9 protein-coding genes are annotated in these 11,955 nt (G+C 52.5%); 3 read left to right on the forward strand and 6 right to left on the reverse strand.

Translation table 11 applies throughout. The features are described 5' to 3' along the window. Positions 1-5 precede the first annotated feature (5 nt). The 3 genes from AC2YIT_RS24585 to AC2YIT_RS24595 all read right to left on the reverse strand — a co-directional run bounded on the left by AC2YIT_RS24585 (position 6) and on the right by AC2YIT_RS24595 (position 7,444). Positions 6-3,020 (reverse strand): SusC/RagA family TonB-linked outer membrane protein, encoded by a 3,015-nt coding sequence (locus AC2YIT_RS24585; protein ID WP_487280929.1) that lies wholly within the window; start codon positions 3,018-3,020, stop codon positions 6-8. 223 nt (positions 3,021-3,243) lie between these two features. After that, complete coding sequence (locus AC2YIT_RS24590) at positions 3,244-6,237, reverse strand: glycoside hydrolase domain-containing protein (RefSeq protein ID WP_487280930.1); 2,994 nt, start codon at positions 6,235-6,237, stop codon at positions 3,244-3,246. A 121-nt stretch (positions 6,238-6,358) separates the two neighbouring features. Next, positions 6,359-7,444, reverse strand: a complete 1,086-nt coding sequence (locus AC2YIT_RS24595) for a substrate-binding domain-containing protein (protein WP_487280931.1) — start codon at positions 7,442-7,444, stop codon at positions 6,359-6,361. Positions 7,445-7,544: 100 nt separating this feature from the next. Between AC2YIT_RS24595 and AC2YIT_RS24600 the strand changes: the two genes are divergently transcribed. The 3 genes from AC2YIT_RS24600 to AC2YIT_RS24610 all read left to right on the forward strand — a co-directional run bounded on the left by AC2YIT_RS24600 (position 7,545) and on the right by AC2YIT_RS24610 (position 9,616). Beyond that, complete coding sequence (locus tag AC2YIT_RS24600) at positions 7,545-7,763, forward strand: hypothetical protein (RefSeq protein ID WP_430846873.1); 219 nt, start codon at positions 7,545-7,547, stop codon at positions 7,761-7,763. A gap of 19 nt (positions 7,764-7,782) precedes the next feature. Then, entirely contained in the window at positions 7,783-8,325 is a 543-nt protein-coding gene (locus AC2YIT_RS24605; RefSeq protein ID WP_487280932.1) for a Crp/Fnr family transcriptional regulator, read from the forward strand. Between the two features lie 76 nt (positions 8,326-8,401). After that, positions 8,402-9,616, forward strand: a complete 1,215-nt coding sequence (locus AC2YIT_RS24610) for an epoxide hydrolase family protein (protein ID WP_487280933.1) — start codon at positions 8,402-8,404, stop codon at positions 9,614-9,616. Here the strand turns inward: AC2YIT_RS24610 and AC2YIT_RS24615 are convergent. The 3 genes from AC2YIT_RS24615 to AC2YIT_RS24625 form a co-directional block, all read right to left on the reverse strand. Beyond that, positions 9,608-10,042 (reverse strand): DoxX family protein, encoded by a 435-nt coding sequence (locus AC2YIT_RS24615; protein WP_487280934.1) that lies wholly within the window; start codon positions 10,040-10,042, stop codon positions 9,608-9,610. The two genes, AC2YIT_RS24610 and AC2YIT_RS24615, sit on opposite strands and share 9 nt — an antisense overlap. Before the next feature lie 78 nt (positions 10,043-10,120). Beyond that, positions 10,121-10,708 (reverse strand): Crp/Fnr family transcriptional regulator, encoded by a 588-nt coding sequence (locus tag AC2YIT_RS24620; RefSeq protein WP_430846881.1) that lies wholly within the window; start codon positions 10,706-10,708, stop codon positions 10,121-10,123. A 16-nt stretch (positions 10,709-10,724) separates the two neighbouring features. Then, the gene (locus AC2YIT_RS24625; RefSeq protein WP_487280935.1) at positions 10,725-11,873 is read right to left on the reverse strand and encodes a helix-turn-helix domain-containing protein; all 1,149 of its coding nucleotides are present in this window, start codon (positions 11,871-11,873) and stop codon (positions 10,725-10,727) included. Positions 11,874-11,955: the final 82 nt, after the last annotated feature.

The following is an 11,955-nucleotide window of genomic DNA, read 5'->3' on the forward strand; positions in this document are numbered from 1 at the left end:
TGCTATTAGAAATTGATTTTTAAGCCAAGGGTATAGGAACGGTACGACGGGAATGCGGTGTAATCCAGACCCGACGCAAGGTTGATGCTGCTGGCCGAGCTGCCGCTGTTGGCCGCCTTCGTGTTCACCTCAGGGTCAGTTCCGGTATAGCCGGTGATGGTGAACAGGTTTTGCACCGTGCCGTACAGCCGCACTTTCACCCTGCTCGCCTGACCGAACGGTAGCTCGTAGCCCAGCGTGATCATTTTGCAGCGCAGGTAAGAGGCGTCCTCGATGAAGCGGGAGTTGATGTAGCCGCCGTAGGAAGTAGTAGCATAGCCATCTTGCGGGATATCGGTATTCTGGTTGTTAGGCGTCCAGCGGTTCAGCGCCGAGGTGCCGAAGCCCGATTCGAGGATCAGCGCATTGGCATTGTACAGACTGTAATCCAATGCGCCCTGCATGAAGATATTCAAATCAAAGTTCTTGTATCTGAACTCGTTGCCGATTCCGAAAGTATAATGCGGGTTGGCGTGGCCGAGGAAGGTACGGTCGTTGGCATTGATCACATTGTCGCCGTTCACGTCCACATATTTAGGGCTTCCTGCGGGTGCATTGGGCTGCGGCGCATAACTTTCGCCGGTTTTGATCACGCCTGCATACTGGTACCCGAAGAAGCTGCTGAGCTCACGGCCCGGTTCCAGCTTGGTGAAATCCACCGCACGGCCTCCGTACGGGTTGGCAGTGGTAGTGATAATGTAAGGACGCCCGCCGAGGTCGAGGATCTTTTGCTTGTTATAGGCAATGTTCAATGCGGTTTTCCAGCGGAAACTGCCTTTGGAAATGTTCTGCGTATTGAGCGAAAGTTCAACTCCCTTGTTCTGGATGGCACCCGCGTTCACGATCTGGCTGCTGAAACCCTGCCAGTCGCCGATAGGGATATTCATCAGCAGGTCGTTGGTCTTTTTGTGGTAGTAATCGAATGTCGCCGAAATGCGGCCGCCGAGGAACGCCATGTCCACACCGAGGTCAAGCTGTGCGGTACTTTCCCATTTCAGGTCAGGGTTGGGCAAGCGGGTCGCTGCCACACCGCCGTACGAATTATCGCCGTCGAGGGTCACGTTCACGGGTGAGAAGGTCGTCATGTAGGCATAATCCCCGATGCGGTCGTTACCGGTAACACCATAGCTGGCACGTACTTTCAGGTCGGAGAACAGGTTAAGGGTTTTCACAAACTCCTCATCCCCGATACGCCAAGCCAATGAGCCCGACGGAAAATATCCGTAACGGTTGTTTTCCCCGAAGCGTGACGAACCGTCGCGACGAATAGTGAATGTGGCCAGGTACTTGTCCTTGAAGCCGTAGTTGATCCTGCCGTAGGCCGAAGCGATCTTGGTATTGATTTTCGAGCTGGTGGAGGTTACGCGTTCCGTTCCTGCCCCCAGGTTGTTATACAAAAACACATCCGAGCTGAAATTCTGAACAGCCGAGTAATGCTCTTCGGTCTTATCATCCTGGGTCGACACACCGGCTACCGCATTGATCGAGTGGTCGCCGAAGTTTTTGATGTAGGTAAAATAAGCTTCTACCAGGTTCCGGTAAGCCGCATTGTCGTTCACGGTAGCACGGCCTTTTACTTTTTCGCCGTCCACGAGGTCGCGGGGGAGGTAAGTACCTTCTTTGAAACCGTTGTATTCCGTTCCGGCATTGACCTTGAATGTAAGTTCGTCGGTGATCATGTATTCGGCAAATGCATTGATATTAAGTTTGTTGCCGAATTTATCGTTGGTAGGAGCGAGCAGCCAGGCCAGCGGGTTATCGCGGCCCTGGAAACGGGCGAAACTTCCGTTCGCATTGTAAGCTGGCACCGCAGGCGAAGCCGAAAGGATACCGTACATGACGTTGGAAGGAACAATGGACCCATCATAATTCTTGAACCGCGAGAAGGTATGCGCACCATAAATGTTGGCGCCCATTTTAAAGCGCTTGCCAAACTGCTTGTCGGCATTCAGGCGTACCGAATAACGGTCATAGTCAGTGTTTTTCAATGCACCGTCCTGGTTGAAATAATTGAGTGATAATGCCACGCGGGTATCGTCGTTACCACCGCTGGCAGTCAGGCTGTAACTCTGTACACTCGCATTGCGGGTAGCCAGTTTGAACCAGTCGTTGCTGATGCCGCTGGCCAGGTCGTTGGGCGTGTACAATGCAGGCAGGCCCTTTTCGGCATTTTTTGCATTGGTGATTTCCATCGCTTGCAACCCGGTCATTTTCTCGTAGCTGCTGCTCACTTTCTGCACACCGTAATAGCTGTCGAAAACAACCTGCGCCTTACCTGCTTTTCCTCTTTTGGTGGTGATGATCACAACACCGTTGGCGCCACGGGCACCGTAAATAGCGGTTGCGGAAGCGTCTTTCAGGATCTGGATGTCTTCGATATCGTTGGGGTTAATGTCCTTTCCCGTTTCGGAAGGAAAGCCGTCGACCACGTACAAAGGCTCGTTGGTGGATGAAATGGAGTTACCACCCCGGATGCGCACCACGGTGGTACCGCCGGGCGCCGAGTTCGACTGGCTCACCTGTACACCCGCCGCGCGTCCCTGGAATGCCTGGGCCACGTTGGAAGTGGCACCGCCAAGGTTGAGGCTTTCGCTGGCGATCGAGCTTACCGCACCGGTCAGGTCCTTTTTCTTCTGGGTACCATATCCTACGACCACCAATTGATCGAGGGTTTTGGAATCTTCTTCGAGTGTCACCTTGAAGACCGTCTGGTTGCCCACGGTAATCTCGGCGGTTTTATAGCCGATAAACGAAATGCGCAGCACCGACTGGCTATTGGGAACGGCGAGGGCAAATTTGCCCTGTGCGTCTGTAATCACACCCGTGGTAGTGCCCGACAGCGATACGTTGGCACCGGGTATTTCGGCCCCCTTGGCGTCGGTCACCGTACCCGACACGCGGATCTCGCCGGATTGACCGAAGCTGCTGCCGACAGCCAGCAGGGCAACGAAAATGAAACTCAGTATAGCCTTTAACTTCATAGGAATTGGGTTTTTGGGGTTAACATAAAAAGCTCTTCCGGACGGGAACGACTACCGGTTGGTAGCTCCTGTCAAACGCGCTCATTCAGAGTGAAATATCAGTTGAAACAAATGTAGAAAACAAAATGTGTGCGCACACACTCTAAAATTAAAATTCCTGCATTTTATCAATTTGAAAGAAAATTTTACTGGAAAATGAAACTGAAATACTTCATTTTACTGATTACGGTTTTTCCGATATAATCAGTAACCATCCGCGGCCTTTTGTAACCGGAATAGACTGTGCAGCAGTGAAATTGGCGGCCGATTGGAAGTTGACAATCTCCGGCGCGGTAATCTGAGCTTTCTGCGGGTCGATGCCCAGCTTTTTCCAATCGATATTCAGGTGAAAACTGGTGTCGGCTTCTGCCCAGCTCGCGATAGAGACAAGCGCCCGCTTATCCTGCACATAGCTCGTAGTGAGCACTTTCGCATGGTCGGTTTTAACCGGGTTGGCATCGGTCCAGTAGCCCAGCATTTTGCTTCCCTGCATCCCGAACGCGTCCCACACTTTCCAGATCGCGCGCGCGTCGCTGCCTTCTTTCCAGGGCATACGGTTGGTCATGCCGTAAATGAGCCCTCTCCACGGATTACCGCCGTTTTCGAGCATTTCGCCCATGAGGCCAAAGGGGATGCCGGAAACTTCGGTCATGAAGAAATCGGGGTTATTTTGTTCATAATCAAAATATTCTCCGAACCAGAGGCGGTTCAGGTAGGGGAAATGCTCCATGTACAGGTTCGCGCTGTTGTTGAACCCGTCGTTTTTGTTGTACTGGTTGGCTGAATGCAGGTCGATATAGCCAGGATGACCGTCGCGGGTGAGCACACGCTTGACGCGCTTCATGGTGGTGCGGTCGAAAGCTACGTCGTCGAGGTAAATACCGTCGATCCCCACGTTTTGCGTCAGCCAGTTCATGCCTTCCACATAGTAGTTATGCCAGCGGCTCATACCCGAATTGACCACCGCGGCATCCTTGATTTCAGGGACATACCAGGCGGCAATGTAATCGTCGCCCAAATGCTCCTGCAACCATGCATAACCCAGTCCTTTGCCCGGCGAGAAGATCTCATGCCCGAGGCTGCGCAGGGGAAATAGCTCGTACGCGCTGTTGGACAGCTCGCGCACTGTGTTGTAGATCTTCACCTGCAAACCATCCCGATGAGCCTTGTCGATATACGCCTTCATCGCCTTGTGTTCGATGAAAGGGTAGTTGATATAAGGGTTAATGGGCGTCGCGTGGTGGATATTGACGATTGTCGCACCTTTCGCCCTGATCGAGTCCGGGTCGTTGTAACGGTGATAAAACCGTGTTTTCCATTGGGCATCGGTGTCCAACGCGTGGAATGGTGTAATGAGCAGGGTGAAATTATAATGCAGGCTTTCCCCTTTTTTCATGGTTCGGGCGCCGCTGTAATTCCGGACCAATACCTGGCCGTCGGTTTCCGAGATCCGGATGCCTCCTTTGTTGGCGTTACCCCATGAAGTGGGCAGCAGAAGGGGCTTTTGAAGGTAGAAATTGGTATTCAGCGGGCGTACGTAATGCTCGTCGCGCAGGGAGAAGTTGAGCCCGGCATTGACATCGCCAATCCACGCGCCGTCCTGGTTTTTGGTAGCCACTTCCCATTTCCAGTCGTAGGAGGCGGGGCGTTTGCCACCTTTCAGGTTGAGACCCATCATGTAACGGGCGGCATCGGGACTCATGGGAATATCCATGTAAATGTCGTCCAGTTCCGTGTCCGACAGGGCCGTCACCTGGATATCATAGGCCACAAAACCGTCAAACTCAATGTGCCCCTTTACGTCCATACGCAGGTGTGCGGACCTGCCCGAAGCCGCCCAGGCCACCGTTCCCGGTGCTTGTTCGGTAAAGCGTACGCCCCCGTCTGTCCATTTTTCAATGCTTCCGCCTTTGGCCGTAGCCACAAACCGGAAGGGCGCCTTCAACACATCTTTCGGCGTGGTGGAGAGGCCGGTCATTTCCGGTGTAAAATAGGTTTCAATGCGCTCGGGCAATCCATTGCCGCCGACGGTAAACCTCCGGCCCAAAAGCGAAACCGCATTGCCTTGCCGCTGCAAGGGCAGGTAAGGGCTGATTACCTCGTTCTGTTGCGCCATGGTCGAATTCAGCCATGCCAGCCGGGTTTGCTTTTGCGGCTCGCAGATCCCCTTGTCGGCCAGCACCGGTCCACCGATTTGCAGGGTGATATCAATAGCCGTTTCAGGGGCATTGGAGGCCGTAACGTAAACCTTGCCCGTGTAGGCGCCCGCAGGGATGTTCGCGGGGATGTCGGCCAGGCACCAGAGCGCCTGTACTTTACCTTTGGCGACGGATACCTGCTTTTTAACCGGTTGCGCATCCCAGCCGGTACCGTCGGTGTTCAGGCAGGAGAATGCTTTGGCAGGAATAATGGCCAGGCTGCCCTGCTTTAAATCAGAAAAGCGAATACGGACATTATTCAGCGATAACGATGTTGGATATACGCCAAGCTGAAAAGCAAAGTTTTCACCGGGTTGCGCTTCGTCGTGGAATGCGCGGTTGGCACCTTTCTTGATCCAGCGCTGCGGCAGATCGTCCGTCATGCGGATCGGGTGCATCCGGTCTTCGGGAAACACGAGGTATTTTCGGGAGGCATTTGCCGCCAGCAGTTTTTTGATTTCACCCGATTTTGCGATCACTTCCATCGGGTAGGAGCTGCTCATTCCATTGACCGCTTCAATATGCCGGACTTTCGCCAGTATCGCATTTTTGAGGCTGCTTAACCACGTCGCAGAGGCTGTGTTGCTCCTTTTCAGGTAATTGGCTGTTGGGTAATTGGTTCGCCCCTGGACTTTGTAAGGCAAATAATAAATATAATAGGTACCTGCGCCCGATTCCGGTTCGAAAGTGACCTCACCTGATTCGCGGCTGATATGGTCCGTTTTTACATTCAAAACCCGGCGATTGGTCGAGCTGTCTACCACAATCACCTCACTGTCGGTATGCCGGTCGCGGCGGCGCCAGTCGATCCTGGCCCTCGCGGCAGCGGCGCCTTTCTGCTTCACGTCGATCACGGCACGGACGTTTCCCAGGGAGTCGGGATTCCATGAATTGCTGCCGGAAACGTAAGGAAGTTCCTGTGCAGTGGCCGGTCCGAACGAGACCAGGTAGATGAAAAGAAGCGGTAGGGTCAGTTTCATAAATACGAAACTACCAAATAAAAGTGTGTGCGTACACACTTTTGTAAAATTTTAATTTTGCTGATCTACGTTACTGCAATTATCGGTTACAAATGGCCCGGTCGCTCATGCTGTCGGCCGGTCAGACGAGCTTTTCTGCAGTGTTCATGACGTCCTCTTCGAGGTAGTATCGCAGGTTTTCAAGCGTGATGATGTCCAGCGGCAGGAACTTCGTTTTGGCAACTGCCTTGCGGAACACCAGGAAGTCTGCCAGCTGCCGGATACCCAGGTAGCCCTGCCGTTCCGGGTTCTGGTTGATCAGGAAACCGATGCTGCCTTTTTCGAGGTAATGCAGGTTGGCAGGCACCAGGTCATAGCCGATAATGCGGATATCGCCCAATTGCCTCCGTTCGAGCTCCGCGGCGACCAGGTGCGCTTTAGAAGTCGTCACGAAAATATGCCGCAGGTCGGCGATGCCGTTCACGGCTTCGCCGAGCCTATTATTGAAACTTTCGGGATCGGAGCTGTCGAGTTCGATCGTCGTAATGCTGAAACCGCCCCGCTGCTGTCCGAAATAGTCCCGCAAACCTTCCTCTTTTTTGAGCAAGTGGGCCGCATTGTCAATTTTCTCGTCGATGTGCACGATCAGGATCGAGCATGGTTCCGATTGGCCATAATGCATGAGTTTCCCAGCCAGCTTCCCGCTCTGGTACGAATCCTGCCCGATGTAGCTCAATGGCCCGTGGTCGGATATCTCGGTGTTGAAGAGCACAAACGGGACCGAGCTGTCGTGCCATTGTGCGAGAAATGGGAGTACCTCGTGGTAAAAGATCGGCGACAGAAATATACCCTCAGGGTGTGTGGCCGTCAGCTCTTCCGCTTTTTTGACAAAATCCTTCGCATCGTAGGGATTGAAAATGAATTGACGCACCGAAACGCCGAATTGTTTCAGTTCACCGGCCGCTTTTTCAATGCCGGTTTTGGGGGCCAGCCAATACGAATCGATCTGATGGTCCGGAATCAGGGCTGCAAACCGGTACTGCTTTTTCGAACCGAGCGCACGCGCCATCAGGTTGGGTTCGTAGTTGCTTTCGTCGATGATTTTCTGAATGCGGATCCTGACTTTTTCCGCCACTTTTCCCCGGTTATGAATGACGCGGTCCACCGTGCCGGGGGATACTTTAGCTTTAAGTGCAATGTCTTTGATTCGTATTGTCTTTTGGTCCATGAAGCTAGATGCGGTTTATCGATCCCATAAAAGGGGAGGAAGCTGTAATATTACTTGTAAAAACGTATCTTACACAATGTAAATCGAAATACGGATCAATATGCTTCCCGATAACAATGGTTTTTTCGTAAATCCGCGTCCCGCTCAGCGGAGTGGTCTCCGCGAGGCGATCAAAAAACGGGTAATGGACGAATATGGAAATGAGCTTGACAAGGCGACGGGCTGGCGAAAGCAGCTGGTCAGGTGGAAACTGAATGCCCTCGCGGAAATCAGATATCGGGATATTCTCTTTATAGGGGACGCGACCGGCAAGCGTTAACCCGGAAAATCAGGAATTCATGGAGCAAAACATTCAGGCTGAGTGGGCTAAATTCGGTCACCTGTTCAGGAGGGAGGAAATTCCGGCAAAAACCGTGTTGCTCGAAGAGGGAGAGGTTGCCAGAAAAGTCTATTTTATCGAGAAGGGCTGCCTGAGGCTTTCGTTCAATAAAGATGGCAAAGACATTACTTTCCAGTTTTTCTTTGAAGGAGAGGGTGTTTCTTCGGCCGAAAGCTTCCGGTACAGCCAGCCAAGCCTGTATGCGATCGAAACCCTCGAACCCTGTGTGCTTCATACCCTTACCAAAAAGGACTACTCCGAGATTATCGATGCCTCCCCGCTGATCCGCGAGGCGATGGAAGAGCAAACGCACCAGCGATTGCTATACGTCGAAAAACTGTTTCTTTCCAGGATTAAAAACAGCCCCGAGGAGCGGTACCGCGAGCTGCTGGAACAATATCCGCAAATATTGCAAAGGGTGTCGCAGCATTACATCGCCTCTTTCCTGGGTGTTACCTCCGTGTCGTTGAGCCGGATCCGGAACCGGCGTAGCGTTTATTAACAATTGTTATCGTCTGCCGGACGCGCGGTGCCGAATTTTGTCATGTTATCAATTTCACATTCAAAATTCGAAAACCATGCAGCCATTCCAAATTCAGATTTCCGGACAGGAAGTCGATTACCTCAAACAAAGACTCGCCAATGCCCGCTGGGCCGCCCCGGCTATTCAAACCGGATGGGAAAAAGGTGTTCCGGTCGATTACCTGAAACAGATTGCCGATTATTGGCAGCACCAGTTCAACTGGGAGAAACAGGAAGCGGAATTGAACCGGTACCCGCATTTCATGACCGAAATCGAAGGGCAGAACATCCACTATCTGCATATCAGGTCTGCCAGGGCCAATGCCGTTCCATTAATGCTCATCCACGGCTGGCCGGGATCCTTCGCCGATTTTACCCGGATCATCGAGCCGCTATCGAATCCGCAGGATCCCGGTCAGATTGCATTCGACCTCGTTATTCCCTCGATTCCCGGTTTTGGGTTTTCGATACCTGTCAAAACGAAGGGTTATAATATGTTCAAGATCGCGGAGACGTTCACCACTTTGATGAACAGGCTCGGTTACGAGAAATTCGCGGTGCATGGCGGCGATATGGGTGCCGGCATCGCGGGGATCATGTCGGGTGTGGCTGCGTATAACCTCATAGGAACGCACATCAATTCAGACTTTTTTGCGGTTGCCGGGTTAGGCATGTTCCCTGCGGATGATTCGGCGTTCACGGACGCGGAAAAAACGGGGCTCGAACGCATGAAGCGCTATAAAAAAGACGGTACGGCCTACCTGGACATTCAGGCGACCAGACCTGACACGATCGGCATTGCCTTGTCGGACAGCCCGGTAGCGCAGCTTGCGTGGATGGTCGAAAAGTATAAGGAATGGACCGACAGCGATAAAGACCTTCCGGAAGACGCCATTGGATTGGATCTCATGCTGACCAATGTTTCCTTATACTGGTTCAATCAGTTGGGTGCGTCGAGCGCGGCCATCCTGTCTGAAAACATGAGCATGGCATTCGATTGGGGCGGTGACGGCGCACAGGAAGCCAGTCAGTGGGCACCTCCGAAGGTGCCGTCCGCGATGGCTTGTTTTGGTAAAAAAGAAGACGAAAGCCTGCTGAAAAAATTGACGTCCTTTCTGGGCGAGCCGGACAGGTGGTCTTTTTACGAAAGCGGATGCCATTTTCCGGCTATGGAAGTCCCCGACTTGCTGGTGGAGGATATCAGACAATTTTTCGCTGCTATCCTCCAATCGTTGGGTCAAATCGCTGCGAACGACGTTCGTTCAGAATAGCCGGTCGAGCACATATTGTCCGCCGCCCGAGATCAGCAGGGACAGGCAGAGGCCAATGACCAGCAAATGGTATTCAAAACCTTCCCCGGCCTGGTTCCCATACCAATTCATAAAGAAACCGTGTTGGCCGCTCGTCGTCCAGACGGCCCCGATCATGACGACCGTGAGTGCCGTCGCCCAGAGCCTTGTGCCTAAGCCGAGAAGAAGGCTTATTGGCCCGACAAACTCGATGACAATTACGAGGAATGCGATGGGCGACGGTAGTTTCATGGATTCCGTAAAGAAGCTCATCGTTGCCTTGAATCCATATCCGCCGAAAATTCCCAGCATTTTTTGGGCGCCGTGGGGGAACATGACCAGTGCAAGTGTCAGGCGCAGCAAAAGGCCCGACCAGTCGGTGTTTGTGTAAGCAATGCTTTGATCCATTCATTGTTGAATTTAGTTTCACAAAGCAAGGCCCGAAAAAAGCGTAAACTCTTAAGGTAGATTAAGAAATGCGTTGTGTTAAAAATGCACACGCATTTCACGACGGCGCATCGAACTGAGGAATTCGGGAGTAACTCCGAGATACGAGGCAATGTCTTTCTGGGCGATCCGGTTTTGCAGGCCGGGGTATTTTAATTGAAATTGCTGGTAACGCTCGTCGGCCTTGCTGGCGAGGTTTTGGGTAAGCCTGCGCTGCAAAGCGATGTACGCTGTTTGGTACATAAGCCGGTTGAACTTCTCGAATCTGGGAACACGATCCAATAGCAGATCCATGTTTGTCCGGCTGATTTTCAGTATCTCTGTATCCTCAACCGCCTGGATAGAATAAAAAGCGCCGGATTGGAGGGCAAAACTTTCCAGGTCGACCGCCCACCAGTTTTCGGGCGCAAATTTCACCACGTGCTCCGAACCGGCGGGATCCAGGTAAGAGACCTTCAAACAGCCGGAGACTACGAAGGACTGGTACCTGCACACCTCGCCAGCCTGCAAGAGATATTCCCTTCTGCGGAGTTTTTGCGCTTGCAACAGCGACAGGAAAAGATCTATTTCGACTGGGTCAAGCTGGATGGAATCGGCCAGGTTTTGAAGAATGAGCTGTGATTGCATGACGTCTCGCTGATGGTTATTTCAATACACTTTCCCGGCTCTTCCTTACGAAATCGGACGGCGTGGTTCCTTCCAGCTTTTTGAATGCCTGGTTGAAGGTCGCCTTGGAGTTGAAACCGCATTCCAGCGCGATACCCAGCAGCGATAAATGCTGGTTGGAGGGATCAAGCGCCTGGCTTTTGAATTCCTGTAACCGGTACTGATTGACAAATTCGAAAAAATTAACGCCAAATGCCGTATTTATTACCTGTGAAAGCTGATGCCGGGGGATATCCAGGCGCGCCGCCAGCTCTACGAGCGTTAGATTATTATCGAGGTAAGGTTTTTCGGAGTGCATCAGGGTTGTGATTCGTCGGGCGATGTCGTCGCTGAGCGCATCGGTAAGGCTGCTTTTCGCATACTTGATCGCGGGTTCCGCCTCCTGTGCGGGATGCGCCTGCGGCGGCGCAGGAACGGGCGTCAGGGCAGTTTGTTCGTGAAGCAGCTTGAATGCGATCCAGTAGACCAGCACCACCACCAGCAGGAAATGCGCCGGGTAAATGCTCTCGAGGTAGGCGAGCTGGTACTTCCGGCCGTAAAATGTGGCCACGGAAAAGAGCATGACCGACAGCACGATCCAGAGAAATTCTTTCAGCCAGTGGACGTCGATCAGCTCGCTGTTCGAAAAATGGTCGGTACGTTTGCGGAGGTTGCGGTAGAACGTCGCCAATGCACCCACGACGAAACCCACGTGCAGGTAGTTGGTGAGCGTGTTCATCCAGCCAAAATCCTGTTGCGCGACAAGCCGGGCATCGGAAAGGTAGGCCAGCTTATCCACCGGCGGTAAGGAGAAATAAGGGAGTAAAACGAGGAAGTATACCGCAAAAGGCAATAGCAATAGCCATTGACGGCGGTTTAGCGTGAAATCGGGATCGGTAATGCATTGGGTCAGCAGCAGGATCAGCGGGCCATATAGAAGCGGCAACAGCCATGACAGCCTGCTGAAATGCGGATATAGGAGAAACAGGTCTTTGACGTCCAGGCAGATCAGGAAAAGGTGGCTCATCAGCACCAGGATGAGTGCAGCAAGGATTCTGTTGGCGACCTGATTGGACGGTTTTCGCAACAACATAAGGGCCAGAAACCCGCCTTGAATAATGCCTGAAAGAAGTATCGCAGTGATCAAAACAGGAAGGTAAATGCGCTAGACAGGGATATTAAAGAGGTATGAACTTGTCGGGAAAGACGATGTACACCCCGTTTTTAGC

The organism is Dyadobacter sp. SRI_021 (genome assembly GCF_057586235.1).